The sequence below is a fragment of the Streptomyces sp. NPDC034099 genome (assembly GCF_055575415.1).
In genome coordinates, this window is sequence record NZ_JBVISR010000010.1 from 140686 (window position 1) to 155404 (window position 14719).

Consider the following 14719-nt stretch of genomic DNA (forward strand, 5'->3'; position numbering starts at 1 on the left):
TCGTTAGACATGGGAAAGACTTATGAGCGCATAGACGGCAGACTCCGCACCTTCATCGAGGCGCAGCCCCTCTTCTTCACCGCCACCGCTCCCCTGGCCGGCGACGGCACGGTCAACCTGTCCCCCAAGGGCCTCATGGGCTGCTTCGCGGTGCTCGACGAACTGACCGTGGCCTACCTCGACTTCGCGGGTTCCAACGCGGAGACCATCGCCCACCTGCGGGAGAACGGGCGGATCACCCTGATGTGGTGCGCCTTCCAGGGTCCGCCGAACATCGTGCGGGTGCACGGCCGCGGCGAGCCGGTCTTCCGCGACGACCCCCGCTTCCCCGAACTGCTCACCCACTTCCCGGACATCGACGCCTCCGCGCACGGACTGCGCGCGGTCATCGTCGTGAGCGCCGAACTCATCCGCGACACCTGCGGCTACGCCGTCCCCTTCATGGCCTACGAGAGCGACCGGGACCTGCACGGCAAGCGGTTCGCACGGGAGGACGACGCCTCGCTCAGCGCGTACTTCACCAAGAAGGAGCACATCGCCTCCAGCATCGACGGCCTCCCCGGGCTGCCGTTGCCGCTGCCTCCCTCTACCGTCTGAACCATGCGCCCTGGTGCCGTCGCCGTCCTCGTGTCCGCCTCCCTCCTCCTGCTCGGCGCCGCCCCCGCCGACGGGCCCGCGCCCCCGCCGCTTCCGGCCCGGATGGCGGACACCGGCGGCGGCACCCAGCTGATCACCGCCGTCGCGCCGGACACCGGCTCGACCACCGGCACCGTCACCTGGTGGGACCGCAGGGGCGGGGGCGACGGACAGTGGGTCGCGGCCGGTTCCGCGCCCGCCCGCTTCGGGTCCGGCGGACTCACCGAAGGGGCGAGGCGCGTCCAGGGCACGAACACCACCCCGACCGGCCTGTACGACCTGCCGTACGCCTTCGGCATCGAGGCAGCACCGCGCGGCACCGCGTACCGGTACCGCGCGGTCCACGAGGACTCCTGGTGGTGCCAGGACAATGCCTCCCGCTCCTACAACCGCTGGACCGAGCCACGCCCCGCCGACTGCCGGGCCGCCGAGGCCGAGCACCTGAGCACCTACACCGCCCAGTACGCCCACGCCCTGGTCGTCGGCTTCAACTACGACCGCCCGGTGCGCGGTCGCGGCGCGGGCATCTTCCTGCACGTCGACGGGCGCGGGGCGACGGCCGGGTGCGTGTCGGTGCCGAAGGAGGCGATGCGGCGGATCCTGCGGTGGGCCGAGCCGGAGGAACGGCCGCACCTGGCGATCGGCACCCGGAGCGGGGCGACGGCGGTCACCCGGTACTGAACGCGGACGGTATGACCGGCACGGGCTGAACGCTCGCCCGGGACGGCGCGTATCTGTGGGCCAAGGGCCGAGTCCCCCACGGAGGAACCGTGACCACCACGCTCGCCGGCGGCCGTGCCGCCCGCCGTCAGACGATGCGGCGCATCCGTCCGCGCCGCTCCCCCGCCGTCCCCCTGCTGCTCGCCGTGTGGGCGGGCGCGGCGGGCGTGTTGTGGCTGTGGTGGCGCAACACGCCCGCCATCTCCGACGACACCGGCAAGATCCTCGGCGCCGGACGGATCACCGGACTGCTCGCCGGGTACCTGATGGCGCTGGTGGTGCTCCAGATGGCCCGGGTGCCGGCCCTGGAACGGCGTGTCGGGTCCGACCGGGTCGCCCGCTGGCACGCCATGACCGGCCGCTACACCCTCTGCCTGGTCCTGGCCCACGTCTTCCTGATCATGTGGGGCTACGCGGCGCAGGCCGGCAAGGGCCTCGGGGACGTCGTGGCGCAGACGGCCGACTCCGTGAACCAGCTCCCGGACATGGGCAAGGCGGCCATCGGCACCGGCCTGCTGGTCGTCATCGGGCTGCTGTCCATCGGCCCCGTCCGCCGCCGGATCCCGTACGACGCCTGGTACCACGTGCACCTGCTCACCTACGCGGCGGTGTTCCTGACCTTCTGGCACCAGCTGACCACCGGCAACGACTTCGCCGTCGAACCGGCCGCCAAGACCGTCTGGTACGCGCTGTACGGCTCGGTGACCGCGCTCGTGCTCTGGTACCGCGTGCTGACCCCCCTCCGGCTCAACCTGCGGCACCGGATGCGGGTGGAGGCGGTGATCGAGGAGACGCCCGGGATCGTGTCGGTGCTCATCGGCGGGCGCCGGCTGCACCGGATGGGCGCGGAGGCCGGGCAGTTCTTCCGCTGGCGGTTCCTGGCGCCGGGCATGCGGTTCAGCTCGCACCCGTACTCGCTGTCGGCGGCTCCCCGCCCGGACATGCTGCGGATCACCGTGAAGGCGATCGGCGACCACAGCGCGCGGCTCCGTGAGCTGACGCCCGGCACCCGGGTGTGGGCGGAGGGCCCGTACGGCGCCCTGACCGCACAGCGCCGCAGCCGCGGCAAGGTGCTGCTGGTGGCGGGCGGGGTGGGGATCACGCCGATGCGGGCGCTGTTCGAGACGCTGCCCGGCGCGTCGGGCGACATCACGCTGCTCTACCGGGCCAACAGCACCCACGACCTGGCGCTCTGGGACGAGCTGGCCAAAATCGCCGACGAGCGCGGCGCCCGGCTGATGTACGCGGTCAACAGCCCGGACGGGGAGCGCCCGGACATCTCGGCCGAGACCCTGGCCCGGAAGATCCCGGACGTCGAGCGCCACGACGTCTTCCTGTGCGGGCCGCCCGGCTTCGCGCAGTCGGTGTACGAGGCACTGCGCGGCGCGGGGGTCCCCGCTCGCCGTATCCACCACGAGTCGTTCGAGATGTGAGCGACGGACATCAGGAGTCCAGGACAGATGAGGAAAAGCCACCCCGTTCGGCGTGCCGTGCTCGCCGGGGCCGCCACCGTGTCCGGGATCGTGCTGCTGCTGTCGCTGAAACCGGCGTCCGACCCGGGCTCCGCCTCGGCGGCGGGCGGCGCGGTCCCGCCCGTGGCCGCGCAGTCGCCGCAGGGCGGCCGGGGCGCCGGGGCCGGCACGGTCACGGGTGACGCGGCCGGCACGCAGTACGGTCCCGTGCAGGTCCGGCTCACCGTGAGCGGCGGGAAGATCACCAAGGCCGAGGCCGTGCAGGCGCCCACGGGCGGGCAGAGCGACCGGGTCACCGCGGACGCGGTGCCCAAGCTCAACCGGGCGGCGGTCGCGGCCGGCAGCGCCGACATCGACGCGGTCTCGGGGGCCACCTACACCAGCGCCGGATACGTGAAGTCCCTCCAGTCGGCCCTGGACAAGGCGGCCGGGTCCGGCTCCGGCTCCGGAGCCGCCGAGGAGGGCTCGGGCACCGGCGCCGGGCAGGGCACACAGGTGCTCACCGGCGACGCCGCGCAGACCCAGTACGGGCCGGTGCAGGTCCGGGTCACGGTCAGCGGCGGCAGGATCACCGACGTCGAGACCCTCCGGGCGCCCAGGGGCGGCCGCAGCGACCAGGTCACCGCCGACGCCGTACCCCGGCTCGACCGGGCCGCCGTCGCCGCGGGCACCGCCGACATCGACGCGGTCTCCGGCGCCACCTACACCAGCGCCGGGTACAGGCAGTCCCTCCAGTCGGCGCTGGACCGGGCCGGTGGCTGACACCGGCGCCGGGTCCGCCGAGGCTCCCGCCGCGGTGCGCCACGTGGAGGAGGCGATGGGGACCGTCTTCTCCTTCGACGTCCGCGGCGGGGAACCCGCGGCCGTACGGGCGGCGCTGGACGAGGCGGTCGCCGGGCTGCACCGGGCCGACGAGGTGTTCAGCACCTACCGGGAGGGCAGCCAGATCTCCCGGCTGGCGCGCGGGGAGCTGACCGTCGCGGCGTGCGCGCCGGAGGTCGCCGAGGTGCTGGAGCTGGCGGCCGAGGCGGAGCGGGCGAGCGAGGGCTGGTTCAGCACGCGGTACGAGGGGCCGCTCGACCCGACGGGGATCGTCAAGGGCTGGGCCGTGGAGCGCGCCGCGCGGCGGATCGCGGCGGCGGGCGGTGCGAGCGGGGTCAGCGTCAACGGCGGCGGGGACGTACAGCTGCTCGGGACGCCGGGGGCGGCTCGACCGTGGCGGGTCGGGGTGTCGGACCCGCTGCGGCCGGGCGGGCTCGCGGCGGTCGTCTCGGCGGCGGGGGCGGCGGAGCTGGCCGTGGCGACGTCCGGTTCCGCCGAGCGCGGCGCGCATGTCGTCGACCCGCGCACCGGCCGCTCCGCGGTGACCGACCTGCTGTCCGTGACGGTGGTGGCGCCTCGGCTGACGTGGGCGGACTGCTGGGCGACGGCGGCGTTCGCGATGGGGGCGCGGGAGGGGCTGCGGTGGCTGGAGTCGCTGGAGGGCGTGGAGGCGTTGCTGATCACGGCGGGGGACGAGGTGCGGTGTACTGGAGGCCTGGCGGCGTGGCTGGGCTGAACCCGGTCCACGGGTGACCGGCGCCGCCGGGCAGACGTCCGTACGTGGGAGGAGCCCGGGATGGCGCAAGTGCGCGGTATCGAGGTCGTCGTGTGCGACGTGCTCGGCACGATGGTCGACGAACCGGGGGGACTGCGAACCGCGTTGCGCGAGGCCGTGCCCGGCGCCGACGAGGCGTCCGTCGACCGGTGGCTCACGGTGTGGCAGCAGCACGTCGAACACGAGATACGGCGCGTCAACGCCGGGGAGCGGCCGTACGCCGCCTCGGGGGTCCTGGACCGCGAGGCGGCGGAACGGGTCTCCAGGCACGCCGGGCTGACCGACGCGGACGCGGTCGCGCGGCTGGCCGGCGCGGGACGGCGCCTCGAGCCGTGGGACGACTCCGTCTCCGGGCTCGCGCGGCTGGCCGAGCGGTTCCCGGTCGTGGGCCTGTCCAACGCCTCCCGTGCGGCCCTGCTCCGCCTCAACGAGCACGCCGGGCTGCGCTGGCACCAGGCCCTGTCGGCCGAGGACGCCCGCGTGTACAAGCCGTCGCCGGAGGTCTACCGGCTCGCCCTCACCGCGGCGGGCTGCCCGCCCGAGCGGGTGCTGATGGTCGCCGCCCACGCCTGGGACCTCCGCGGTGCCCGGGACGCGGGGATGCGCACCGCCTACGTCGGACGCCCGGTCGGCGACCCGCCGACGCCCACGGACGCCTTCGACTGGGCCGTGGACGGTCTGGACGAGCTGGTCTCGGAGCTGACGGTGGGCTGACCGCCGGGTGGCGCCGTGCTCCCCGCTCAGCCCCCGTTCTGCGCCAACCGCAGCAAGTGGTCGGCCAGCGCCTGCCCACCCGCCGGCTCCCGGCTGATCAGCATCAGCGTGTCGTCGCCCGCGATCGTCCCCAGGATGTCGTGCAGCTCCGCCTGGTCGATCGCCGAGGCGAGGAACTGCGCCGCCCCGGGAGGCGTCCGCAGGACCACGAGGTTCGCCGACGCCTCCGCGGAGATCAGCAGCTCCGCCGAGAGCCGGCGCATCCGCTCCTCCTTGGCCGACTCCCCGAGCGGCGCCCGCGGCGTGCGGAAGCCGCCCTCGCTGGGCACCGCGTAGATGAGGTCGCCGTCGGTGTTGCGGATCTTCACCGCGTTCAGCTCGTCCAGGTCCCGGGAGAGCGTCGCCTGGGTGACGGTGAGCCCGTCGTCGGCGAGCAGCTTCGCCAGCTGGCTCTGCGAGCGCACCGCCTGCCGGTTGAGGATGTCCACGATCCGGCGGTGGCGTGCGGTGCGGGTCTGCGGCAGGGCGGGCCCCGCCGTCTGCTCGTGCTCCTGCGCGTGGCTCATCGTCGTCTCATTCTCCGGATCGTCCGTCCCCGTGGGCCGCGTCGGCGGCCTGGTCAAGGATGCCGGGCAGCGCCCCGAGGAACGCGTCGACCACGTCGTCGCCGAGGTTCAGCGCGGGCATGAGCCGTACGACATCGGGTGCGGGCGCGTTCACCAGGATTCCGGCGTCCTGAGCCGCCTGCTGCACCTGGGCGGCGAGCGGCTCGGTGAGCACGATACCCAGGAGCAGGCCGGCGCCCCGGACGTGGCCGATCAACGGGTGGCCCAGGCCCTCGATGTCACCGCGCAGTCGCTCGCTCTGCCGCTTGACGTTGTCCAGCAGTCCCTCGTCCTCGATGGTGTCGAGGACGGCGAGTCCGGCGGCGCAGGCGACCGGGTTGCCGCCGAAGGTCGTGCCGTGCTGGCCGGGCTGGAGCAGGTCGGCGGCGCGCCCGAAGGCGACCGTCGCGCCCAGCGGCAGTCCGCCGCCGAGCCCCTTGGCGAGGGTGACGACGTCCGGCAGGACGCCCTCGTGGGCCTGGTACTCGAACCAGTGCCCGGTCCGGCCGATGCCGGTCTGCACCTCGTCCAGGACGAGCAGCGCGCCGGTGGCGGCGGTGATGGCGCGGGCCGCCTTCAGATAGCCGGGGGGTGGCACGACGACGCCGTTCTCGCCCTGGATCGGCTCGATGACCACCAGGGCCGTCTCCTCGGTGACCGCCGCGGCCAGCGCCTGCGGGTCGCCGTACGGTACGTGCGTGACGTCGCCGGGCAGCGGCAGGAAGGGCTCCTGCTTGCCGGGCTGGCCGGTCAGCGCCAGGGCGCCCATGGTGCGGCCGTGGAAGCCGCCCTGGGTGGCGACCATGTGCGACCGGCCGGTCAGCCGGCCGATCTTGAAGGCGCCCTCGTTGGCCTCGGCGCCGGAGTTGCAGAAGTAGACCTTGCCCTCCCGGCCGAAGTGCCTCAGCAGCCGTTCGGCGAGGGCGACGGGCGGCTCGGCGATGAAGAGGTTGGAGACGTGGCCGAGGGAGGCGATCTGCCGGCTCACCGCGTCCACCACCGCCGGGTGGGCGTGGCCGAGCGCGTTGACCGCGATGCCGCCGACGAAGTCGAGGTACTCCTTGCCGTCGGCGTCCCAGAGCCGGGCGCCCTCGCCGCGCACCAGGGGCAGGCGCGGTGTGCCGTAGTTGTTCATGAGGGTGCCCTGCCACCGCTCGGTCAGCTCCGTGTTGCTCACGACTCCCCCTGTTCGTCCGGCACGACCATCGTGCCGATCCCCTCGTCGGTGAAGATCTCCAGCAGGATCGAGTGCTGGACCCGGCCGTCGATGACGCGGGCGGTGGTGACGCCGTTGCGTACGGCGTGCAGGCAGCCCTCCATCTTCGGCACCATGCCGGACGACAGGTCGGGCAGCAGTTTCTCCAGCTGGGTGGCGGTGAGGCGGCTGATCACCTCGTCGGAGTCCGGCCAGTCCTCGTAGAGGCCCTCCACGTCGGTGAGGACCATGAGAGTCTCGGCGCCGAGCGCCGCAGCGAGTGCCGCAGCCGCCGTATCAGCATTGACGTTGTAGACATGGTGGTCGTCCTGGGAGCGGGCGATGGACGAGACGACCGGGATGCGGCCGTCGGCCAGCAGTGCCTCGATGGCGCCGGTGTCGATCTCGGTGATGTCGCCGACCCGGCCGATGTCGACGAGCTCGCCGTCGATCTCGGGCTGGTGCTTGGTGGCGGTGAGGGTGTGCGCGTCCTCGCCGGTGAGGCCGACGGCGAGCGGTCCGTGCTGGTTGAGCAGCCCGACCAGCTCGCGCTGCACCTGCCCGGCCAGCACCATCCGTACGACGTCCATGGCGTCCTCGGTGGTGACGCGCAGGCCGGCCTTGAACTCGCTGACGATGCCGTGCTTGTCGAGGGCGGCGCTGATCTGCGGGCCGCCGCCGTGCACGACGACGGGCTTGAGACCGGCGTGCCGCAGGAAGACGACGTCCTGGGCGAAGGCGGCCTTGAGGTCCTCGTCGATCATGGCGTTGCCGCCGAACTTGATGACGACGGTCTTGCCGTGGTGCCGGGTCAGCCAGGGCAGCGCCTCGATGAGGATCTGGGCCTTGGGGAGCGCGGTGTGCTTCCGCGTGGGTCCGTTGCTCATGACGAGTACGCGCTGTTCTCGTGGACGTAGTCGGCGGTGAGGTCGTTGGTCCAGATGGTGGCCGTGGCGTCGCCCGCGGCGAGGTCGGCGACGATGTGCACCTCGCGGTAGCGCATGTCGACCAGCTCGCGGTCCTCGCCGACGCCGCCGTTCTTGCAGACCCAGACACCGTTGATGGCGACGTTGAGCCGGTCGGGCTCGAAGGCGGCGTCGGTGGTGCCGATCGCGGAGAGCACGCGGCCCCAGTTGGGGTCCTCGCCGTGGATGGCGCACTTGAGCAGGTTGTTGCGGGCGATGGTGCGGCCCACCTGGACGGCCTCGTCCTCGGTCGCCGCGTTCACGACCTCGACCTTGATGTCCTTGCTGGCGCCCTCGGCGTCGCGGATGAGCTGCTGCCCGAGGTCGTCGCAGACGGTGCGGACGGCCTCGGCGAAGGCGTCGTACTCCGGGGTGACGCCCGAGGCACCGGAGGCCAGCAGCAGCACCGTGTCGTTGGTGGACATGCAGCCGTCGGAGTCGACCCGGTCGAAGGTGACGCGGGTGGCGTCGCGCAGGGCGCGGTCCAGGGCCTCGGTCTCCAGGTCGGCGTCGGTGGTGATCACGACGAGCATGGTGGCGAGGCCGGGGGCGAGCATGCCCGCGCCCTTGGCCATGCCGCCGACGGTCCAGCCGTCCTTGGTCACGACCGACGTCTTGTGCACGGTGTCGGTGGTCTTGATGGCGATGGCGGCCTTCTCACCGCCGTGCTCGGAGAGCTGACCGGCGGCCGTCTCCACGCCCGGGAGCAGCTTGTCCATGGGCAGCAGCACGCCGATGAGCCCGGTGGAGCACACGGCGACCTGGCCCGCCCCGATCCCGAGCACCTCCGCGACCTTCTCGGCGGTGGCGTGCGTGTCCTGGAAGCCCTTGGGCCCGGTGCAGGCGTTGGCGCCGCCGGAGTTGAGCACCACGGCGGTCACCTCACCGCTCTTGAGGACCTGCTCGGACCACAGCACCGGCGCGGCCTTGACGCGGTTGGAGGTGAAGACGCCCGCGGCGGAGCGTCGGGGGCCGGTGTTGACCACGAGGGCCAGGTCGGGGTTGCCGCTCTCCTTGATCCCGGCGGTGATGCCCGCCGCCGTGTATCCCTTTGCTGCCGTCACACTCACGGCGCAACTCCGATCGTCGTCAGTCCGGTGGTCTCGTCGAGACCGAGGGCGATGTTCATGCTCTGGACGGCACCGCCCGCGGTGCCCTTGGCCAGGTTGTCGATGGCGCTGATGGCGATGATCCGGCCTGCGGCGGCGTCGTACGCGACCTGCACCTGGACGGCGTTCGAGCCGTACACGGAGGCGGTCGCGGGCCACTGCCCCTCGGGCAGCAGGTGCACGAACGGTTCGTCGGCGAGGGCCTTCTCGTAGGCGGCCCGCACCGTCTCGGCGGTGACCCCGGGCTTCGCCTTCGCGGTGCAGGTGGCGAGGATGCCGCGGGGCATCGGCGCGAGGGTCGGCGTGAAGGAGACGGTGACCGGTTCCCCCGCCACCGCGCCGAGGTTCTGGATCATCTCGGGGGTGTGCCGGTGGCCGCCGCCGACGCCGTACGGCGACATGGAGCCCATGACCTCGCTGCCGAGCAGGTGGGGCTTGGCCGCCTTGCCGGCGCCCGAGGTGCCGGAGGCGGCGACGATCACGGCCTCGGGCTCGGCCAGCGCCGCGGCGTACGCCGGGAAGAGGGCCAGGGACACGGCCGTGGGGTAGCAACCGGGCACCGCGATGCGCTTGGACCCCTCCAGCGCGGCGCGGGCACCCGGAAGTTCGGGGAGGCCGTAGGGCCAGGTGCCGGCGTGCGGCGAGCCGTAGAACGCCTCCCAGTCACCGGCGTCCTTGAGCCGGAAGTCGGCGCCCATGTCGACGACGAGGACGTCCGGCCCGAGCTGCTCGGCGACGGCGGCGGACTGCCCGTGCGGCAGCGCGAGGAAGACGACGTCGTGCCCCGCGAGGACATCCGCCGTGGTCGGCTCCAGGACCCGGTCGGCCAGCGGCAGCAGATGCGGCTGAAGCGCACCCAGCCGCTGCCCGGCGTTGGAGTTGCCGGTCAGGGCGCCGATCTCGACCTCGGGGTGGGTCAGGAGCAGACGCAGCAGCTCACCGCCCGCATACCCGCTCGCTCCGGCCACCGCCGCACGTACCGCCATGGGAAACCCTCCTCCTGGAGAGCATGACTATACGTTTCGATGCACGTTTATGCAACGCAGACGGCTGAGACCGTGGCAGCGCGCGGCGCTCCCCGTCTCCCTGTGCGCCCTCGCACTCCCCCTGTGTGGTTCGCCGCGGGGAACACCGACCGGTATCGCCTGGACTTCACCGCCGAGGAGGAGGTCGTCGAGGACATCCCGCTCTTCGGTGGCCGCGACTGGGCGGTCGCCGATCGCGGGACCCTGCTCCGCCGCGCGGTGGCCCAGTACACGGCGGCTCCGGCCGGCGCGGCGCTCGTCGTCCGGATCGCCCGGCGGCGCTCGAAGTACAACCAGGAGCTGCGTTCGTTGATTCGCCGCTGCCGCAGCACTACGCCTTGACGGCCTCCGCGATCCGCAGCGCCGCCTCGGCGGGCGTGAGGTGCGTGGTGTCGACGACCTCGGCCTCGGTGTGCAGCCAGGTGCGGGCCGCCTCGGCGTAGGGCTCGAGGTACTGGAGACGGAACGGCGAGTCCGGCCCCAGCACGGTGTCCCCCGCGATGCGTCCCCGCAGGGTCTCCTGGTCGGCGTGGAGGACGAAGTGCCGCACGGGAATGCCGTGCACGGCGAGGCCGCCCGCGATCTCCCTCCAGTACTCCTCGACCAGGACCGTCATCGGCATCACCAGGGTGCCGCCGGTGTAGTCGAGCACGTGCCGGGCGGTCTCGACGACGAGGGGCCGCCACGGCGCCCAGTGCTGGAAGTTGTCCGTGTCGGGCAGCCCCGGTGTGATGTCCATGAGCGTCTCGCCGACCTTCTCGGCGTCGAACACCCGGGAGTCCGGCAGCAGCCGCTGCACGAGCGCGGCGGTCGTCGTCTTGCCCGCACCGTGGGTTCCGTTGAGCCATACGATCATGCGTCCCCACGCTAGCCCGGACCGACGACACCGTGCGGTGGTTTCGTCGCCGGTCCGGGTCCCGTGCCGCCGGGCTACCGCTCTCTGATCCGCAGGAACGTCACCGAGTTCGCCGGGAAGGTGTACGTGAACTCGCTCGCCGCCCCCGAGAAGGTCGACGTCACCGGGGTCACCGGGGTGTCCGTCTCGGTGTTGACCGCGCCCTGGTCGGCGGCCAGCGTGGTGACGCGGGCCCTGGACACGACCTTGGCTCCGCCGAGGTCGACGGCGGTGCGGGCGGCCGTGTCCTGGGCGTTGACGACCTTGACGATCAGCTCGCCGGTGCGGTCGTCGCGCGTGACGGTCTGACGGAAGGGCTCGGCCGGCTTGTCGTCGGTGAAGCTGCCCCACTCCTCGCCGTCGAGGTAGAGCGTGACCTGGCGGCCCCGGACCTTGACGTCGATGTCGTAGGCGCGGCCCGTCTCGATCGACCCGGCCTTGGACAGGAGCGTCGACTTGCCGCCGTCGGAGGCCTGCTCGACCGCGGACTGGGTGTTGTTCCAGCCGCCCAGGTTCCACCAGTAGTAGGTGCCGGTGTCCTTGACGCCGAAGGCGACCAGGAAGCCCTCCTTTCCGGACTTCTTCGTGGCCTTCACATGCAGGTCGTAGTCGTGCCAGGCCGGGTCGCCCGCCGTGACCAGGGTGTTCTCGGCGGCCGGGTCCGTCTGGACGTACTGGCCGTCCTGGACGGTCCAGCTGCCGGTGCCCGAGTGGGTCCACCGCGAGGCGTCACCGGAGAAGTCGTCGGACAGGAGTGTCCGGCCGTCGGCCGAGGTCACCTTCACGTCGTCGTACGCCGCACTGGTCGCCCACGTCGACAGGCCGACGGCGCCGGTGAGGGGGCCGCTGACGGCGGGGGTGCCGGTGGCCTTCGAGGGGACGACGCGGTCGCCGGTGTTGTTCATGAAGAGTTTCTGGACCTCGTAGTTGGCCGAGCCCCAGGACGCGTGGTTGTTGAACCAGATCAGGTCCGGGCTCCACTGCACGTAGTCCTCGTTGGCGAGCAGCGGGGCGTAGGAGGCCAGCTTGACCACGTCGGCGTTGCGTTCCAGGCCGGTCATGAAGGCGGCCTCGGCGAGGGCGTTCTTCCAGGCGTTGCCCTGGGAGGCGTACTCGCCGAGGAAGACCTTGGGGCCGTTCCTGTCGTACGAGTCGTAGCGGTCGTTGTTCTGGAGGAACCACTGCGGGCTGTTGTAGTAGTGCTCGTCGACCATGGCGACGCCGGCGTCGCGGTTGAGCTGCCACGCGGTGTCGAAGACGGCGCCGGAGTCGTCCGGGCCGGAGTTGGAGACGACGGTGATGTCCGGGTACTTCGCCTCGATGGCGGCGCGGAACCGCTCGAAGCGGGCGAAGAACTCCTTCGGGAGGTTCTCCTCGTTGCCGACCTCCAGGTGGGTGAGGTGGAAGGGTTTGGGGTGCCCCATCTCGGCGCGCTTGGCGCCCCACTCGCTGGTGCGGGGGCCGTTGGCGAACTCGATGAGGTCCAGGGTGTCCTGGATGTGCCGCTTCAGCAGGGCGTCGTCGTCGACGGCCTTGTTCTGGCCGCAGCCGGTGACCAGGGCGGGGACGACGGGCAGCGGCATGGCGCCGATGTCCTCGGCGAAGCGGAAGTACTCGTAGTAGCCGAGGCCGTAGCTCTGGTTGTAGCCCCAGAAGTTGGCGTTGGTGGCGCGCTCCTCTACGGGGCCGATGGTGTCCTTCCACTGGTAGGAGCGCTTGCGCTGCCAGCCGGAGTCCGCGCTGTAGTCCGCCATGGAGCCGGTGTTGACCAGGCAGCCGCCGGGGAAGCGCAGGAAGCCGGGGTGCAGGGCCTCGATCTTCTCGGCGAGGTCCTTGCGCAGGCCGCCCGGCTGGTGCCGGTAGGTGTCGCGGGGGAAGAGGGACACCATGTCGAGGGCGGCGGGCGCGGTGGTGGTGACGGCGAGGCGGCCGCGGTTGCTGGTGCGGGTCGCGGTGAAGGTGGCGGTGTACTTGCGCCACTTCCCCCGCGCGGCCACCTCGCGCACCTTCGCGAGGGTGCCCGCGGTGTCCCGGAGGGCGACGGTGAGGGTGGTGCCGCTCTCGGCGCGGGCCCAGACCGAGAAGTCGTACCTCTCGCCCTTCTCCACCCGGATGCCGGTGTTGTAGCCCGCGTTGGTGACGGTGGAACCGGCGGCCAGGGAGAGGTAGGCGCGGTTGCGCTCGTTGAGGCGGCCCCCGTCGTTCACCACCTCGGCGGTGCCGTCGGCCGCCCACGCGGTGAGCGGGGTGTACGAGGCGTTGTCGGCGGTGGAGTACTCGAAGGACCGGTTCTGCACCAGCTCGGCGTACAGGCCGCCGTCGGCGGCGCGGTTGATGTCCTCGTAGAAGACGCCGTACATGGTGTCGTCGATGGTGGGGCCCTGGGCGGACGGGTCGACGGTGATCGTGTAGTCGGCGACGGCCTCGGCGTGCGCCGGGGAGGGCAGCAGGGCCGAGGCCGTCAGGAGGGCGGTGACGCTGAGACCGAGTCTCCAGCGGGTGCGTGACATGGATACTCCGCGGCTCTCACTAGAAGTCGTTCGAGATATCGGACATTGGTCAGCACTTCGAACGGCAAGATAGGGAGGGGGTGGCGGCGCGTCAATGGGTCGCGCGGCAACGAGTGGGCCGGAGCGGGAAAGCGAGTGGAAATGGGCGAGTTGTGGCCGGTGCCCGACGTACTGGCGTACCTCGCGGGGCGCTGGCGCACCGAGCGCTCGGTGCGGGATCTGGCCGGCGGTCTGGAGGGCCGGTTCGAGGGCCTCACGTCGTTCGACGCGCTCGACGGCGGCGGACTGATCGGCCGCGAGTCGGGCGCCTTCACCTGGCAGGGTGTGACCCGGCCCGCCGAGCGCACGCTGCGCTACGAGCCGGGGAGCGCGCCGGGCCGCGTGGACGTCTGCTTCGCGGACGGCCGCCCCTTCCACGGCCTGGACCTGACCTCGGGACACCACGTGGCCGACCATCCGTGCGCCGCCGACCTCTACCGGGGCGAGTTCACCGTCCGGGGCCCGGACCGCTGGCGGACCGTGTGGCGGGTGGGCGGCCCGGCCAAGGACCTGCTGCTCACAACGGATTACCTTCGCGAAACGCCGAATGCGTAGCACCCTGGTCCGGCGCGCCGTCGAAACGTAGGCTCCAGCGGCCCGCGCGGCCCGTCACGGTGGCCGCCGACAACGGGCGGACGTCCAGGTTCCAGTACGTCCCGGGCGGCGCCTTCAGTACGTAGACCAGCGCGGCCCGGATCACCGAGGGCTCGGCCACGGCGACGATCCGGTCGCCGTCCTCGCCGGGACGGGTGTCCAGCCAGCCGCCGACCCGGGTGATGAAGGCCAGCAGCGACTCCCCGCCGTGCGGCGCCGACCGCGGATCGGCGAGCCAGGCGTCCACGGCCCCCGGCTCGCGGGCCATCGCCTCACCGAGTGTCAGCCCGCGCCACCGGCCCATGTCGCAGTCCCGCAGGGCGAGTTGGACGAGCGGGGCGCAGCCGAGGGCGTCTCCGGTGGCGCGGCTGCGGGGCGTGGGTGAGCAGTAGCGCAACTCGGCCGCCGCCAGCGGCAGCAGACCTCCCGCGGCGCGCAGCGCCTCGTCCCAGCCGGCCCGGTCCAGCGGCCGGTCGTCGTCGAAGCGCTCCGCCAGCAGCGGTGAGCTGCGCGCAGCCGCGACGAACGTGACCCGAAGCGCCATGCGGTGATGGTGGGGTGCGGAGGTGTCCAGGTCAAGGGGTGTTACCTATGGTTCACGCAGAGTGCGCCGCGACTCACCGGCCGAGGACGAACGCCATCA

General features: G+C 72.4%; 16 protein-coding genes. 8 read left to right on the forward strand and 8 right to left on the reverse strand.

What is annotated here, in order from left to right:
* Positions 1 to 9 precede the first annotated feature (9 nt).
* From ACZ56V_RS27085 to ACZ56V_RS27110, 6 genes are all read left to right on the forward strand, one after another.
* On the forward strand, positions 10 to 597 hold the full coding sequence (locus ACZ56V_RS27085; protein WP_468945813.1) for a pyridoxamine 5'-phosphate oxidase family protein: 588 nt from the start codon (positions 10 to 12) through the stop codon (positions 595 to 597).
* Between the two features lie 3 nt (positions 598 to 600).
* Positions 601 to 1317, forward strand: coding sequence for a L,D-transpeptidase (locus tag ACZ56V_RS27090; RefSeq protein WP_398917254.1), 717 nt, complete (start codon positions 601 to 603; stop codon positions 1315 to 1317).
* An 89-nt stretch (positions 1318 to 1406) separates the two neighbouring features.
* Positions 1407 to 2789 (forward strand): ferredoxin reductase family protein, encoded by a 1383-nt coding sequence (locus ACZ56V_RS27095; RefSeq protein ID WP_467381950.1) that lies wholly within the window; start codon positions 1407 to 1409, stop codon positions 2787 to 2789.
* Positions 2790 to 2816: 27 nt separating this feature from the next.
* Positions 2817 to 3590 (forward strand): FMN-binding protein, encoded by a 774-nt coding sequence (locus ACZ56V_RS27100; protein ID WP_467381952.1) that lies wholly within the window; start codon positions 2817 to 2819, stop codon positions 3588 to 3590.
* 55 nt (positions 3591 to 3645) lie between these two features.
* The gene (locus ACZ56V_RS27105; RefSeq protein ID WP_468946073.1) at positions 3646 to 4386 is read left to right on the forward strand and encodes an FAD:protein FMN transferase; all 741 of its coding nucleotides are present in this window, start codon (positions 3646 to 3648) and stop codon (positions 4384 to 4386) included.
* A gap of 60 nt (positions 4387 to 4446) precedes the next feature.
* Positions 4447 to 5139, forward strand: a complete 693-nt coding sequence (locus ACZ56V_RS27110; RefSeq protein ID WP_468945817.1) for a haloacid dehalogenase type II — start codon at positions 4447 to 4449, stop codon at positions 5137 to 5139.
* 26 nt (positions 5140 to 5165) lie between these two features.
* Here ACZ56V_RS27110 and ACZ56V_RS27115 read toward each other — a convergent pair whose 3' ends face one another.
* From ACZ56V_RS27115 to argC, 5 genes are read right to left on the reverse strand one after another with little or no spacing between them, the layout of a single operon-like run.
* A complete protein-coding gene (locus tag ACZ56V_RS27115) occupies positions 5166 to 5705 on the reverse strand; it encodes an arginine repressor (RefSeq protein WP_007447727.1) in 540 nt (179 codons plus the stop codon).
* Between the two features lie 7 nt (positions 5706 to 5712).
* Complete coding sequence (locus ACZ56V_RS27120; RefSeq protein WP_398917260.1) at positions 5713 to 6921, reverse strand: acetylornithine transaminase; 1209 nt, start codon at positions 6919 to 6921, stop codon at positions 5713 to 5715.
* On the reverse strand, positions 6918 to 7826 hold the full coding sequence (gene argB, locus ACZ56V_RS27125; protein ID WP_468945821.1) for an acetylglutamate kinase: 909 nt from the start codon (positions 7824 to 7826) through the stop codon (positions 6918 to 6920). The genes ACZ56V_RS27120 and argB overlap by 4 nt, the downstream gene beginning before the upstream one ends.
* Complete coding sequence (gene argJ / locus ACZ56V_RS27130; protein ID WP_468945824.1) at positions 7823 to 8974, reverse strand: bifunctional glutamate N-acetyltransferase/amino-acid acetyltransferase ArgJ; 1152 nt, start codon at positions 8972 to 8974, stop codon at positions 7823 to 7825. The genes argB and argJ overlap by 4 nt, the downstream gene beginning before the upstream one ends.
* Entirely contained in the window at positions 8971 to 9999 is a 1029-nt protein-coding gene (gene argC / locus ACZ56V_RS27135) for an N-acetyl-gamma-glutamyl-phosphate reductase (RefSeq protein ID WP_104633891.1), read from the reverse strand. The genes argJ and argC overlap by 4 nt, the downstream gene beginning before the upstream one ends.
* Before the next feature lie 123 nt (positions 10000 to 10122).
* On the opposite strand from argC, the gene ACZ56V_RS27140 reads away from it, so the two are divergent.
* The gene (locus ACZ56V_RS27140; protein WP_468945827.1) at positions 10123 to 10380 is read left to right on the forward strand and encodes a hypothetical protein; all 258 of its coding nucleotides are present in this window, start codon (positions 10123 to 10125) and stop codon (positions 10378 to 10380) included.
* On the opposite strand, the gene ACZ56V_RS27145 is transcribed toward ACZ56V_RS27140, so the two are convergent.
* Together ACZ56V_RS27145 and ACZ56V_RS27150 are read right to left on the reverse strand one after the other, a co-directional pair.
* Entirely contained in the window at positions 10370 to 10894 is a 525-nt protein-coding gene (locus ACZ56V_RS27145; RefSeq protein WP_468945829.1) for a P-loop nucleotide/nucleoside kinase family protein, read from the reverse strand. The two genes, ACZ56V_RS27140 and ACZ56V_RS27145, sit on opposite strands and share 11 nt — an antisense overlap.
* A 74-nt stretch (positions 10895 to 10968) precedes the next feature.
* Positions 10969 to 13443: an alpha-L-arabinofuranosidase C-terminal domain-containing protein gene (locus ACZ56V_RS27150; protein ID WP_467381958.1), complete on the reverse strand. Its 2475-nt coding sequence runs from the start codon at positions 13441 to 13443 to the stop codon at positions 10969 to 10971.
* A gap of 141 nt (positions 13444 to 13584) precedes the next feature.
* On the opposite strand from ACZ56V_RS27150, the gene ACZ56V_RS27155 reads away from it, so the two are divergent.
* Positions 13585 to 14037: a DUF6314 family protein gene (locus ACZ56V_RS27155; RefSeq protein WP_398917270.1), complete on the forward strand. Its 453-nt coding sequence runs from the start codon at positions 13585 to 13587 to the stop codon at positions 14035 to 14037.
* On the opposite strand, the gene ACZ56V_RS27160 is transcribed toward ACZ56V_RS27155, so the two are convergent.
* Positions 14000 to 14620 (reverse strand): histidine phosphatase family protein, encoded by a 621-nt coding sequence (locus ACZ56V_RS27160; RefSeq protein ID WP_398917272.1) that lies wholly within the window; start codon positions 14618 to 14620, stop codon positions 14000 to 14002. The genes ACZ56V_RS27155 and ACZ56V_RS27160 overlap by 38 nt on opposite strands.
* Between the last annotated feature and the right edge of the window lie 99 nt (positions 14621 to 14719).

What these genes read in the sequence shown, in the direction of transcription:
- ACZ56V_RS27145 (WP_468945829.1), bottom strand. Translation starts at nt 10,894, where the DNA reads ATGATCGTATGGCTCAACGGAACCCACGGTGCGGGCAAGACGACGACC.
- ACZ56V_RS27105 (WP_468946073.1), top strand. Translation starts at nt 3,646, where the DNA reads ATGGGGACCGTCTTCTCCTTCGACGTCCGCGGCGGGGAACCCGCGGCC.
- ACZ56V_RS27160 (WP_398917272.1), bottom strand. Translation starts at nt 14,620, where the DNA reads ATGGCGCTTCGGGTCACGTTCGTCGCGGCTGCGCGCAGCTCACCGCTG.
- ACZ56V_RS27085 (WP_468945813.1), top strand. Translation starts at nt 10, where the DNA reads ATGGGAAAGACTTATGAGCGCATAGACGGCAGACTCCGCACCTTCATC.
- ACZ56V_RS27155 (WP_398917270.1), top strand. Translation starts at nt 13,585, where the DNA reads ATGGGCGAGTTGTGGCCGGTGCCCGACGTACTGGCGTACCTCGCGGGG.
- ACZ56V_RS27090 (WP_398917254.1), top strand. Translation starts at nt 601, where the DNA reads ATGCGCCCTGGTGCCGTCGCCGTCCTCGTGTCCGCCTCCCTCCTCCTG.
- argC (WP_104633891.1), bottom strand. Translation starts at nt 9,999, where the DNA reads ATGGCGGTACGTGCGGCGGTGGCCGGAGCGAGCGGGTATGCGGGCGGT.
- ACZ56V_RS27110 (WP_468945817.1), top strand. Translation starts at nt 4,447, where the DNA reads ATGGCGCAAGTGCGCGGTATCGAGGTCGTCGTGTGCGACGTGCTCGGC.
- ACZ56V_RS27115 (WP_007447727.1), bottom strand. Translation starts at nt 5,705, where the DNA reads ATGAGCCACGCGCAGGAGCACGAGCAGACGGCGGGGCCCGCCCTGCCG.
- argB (WP_468945821.1), bottom strand. Translation starts at nt 7,826, where the DNA reads ATGAGCAACGGACCCACGCGGAAGCACACCGCGCTCCCCAAGGCCCAG.
- ACZ56V_RS27100 (WP_467381952.1), top strand. Translation starts at nt 2,817, where the DNA reads ATGAGGAAAAGCCACCCCGTTCGGCGTGCCGTGCTCGCCGGGGCCGCC.
- ACZ56V_RS27150 (WP_467381958.1), bottom strand. Translation starts at nt 13,443, where the DNA reads ATGTCACGCACCCGCTGGAGACTCGGTCTCAGCGTCACCGCCCTCCTG.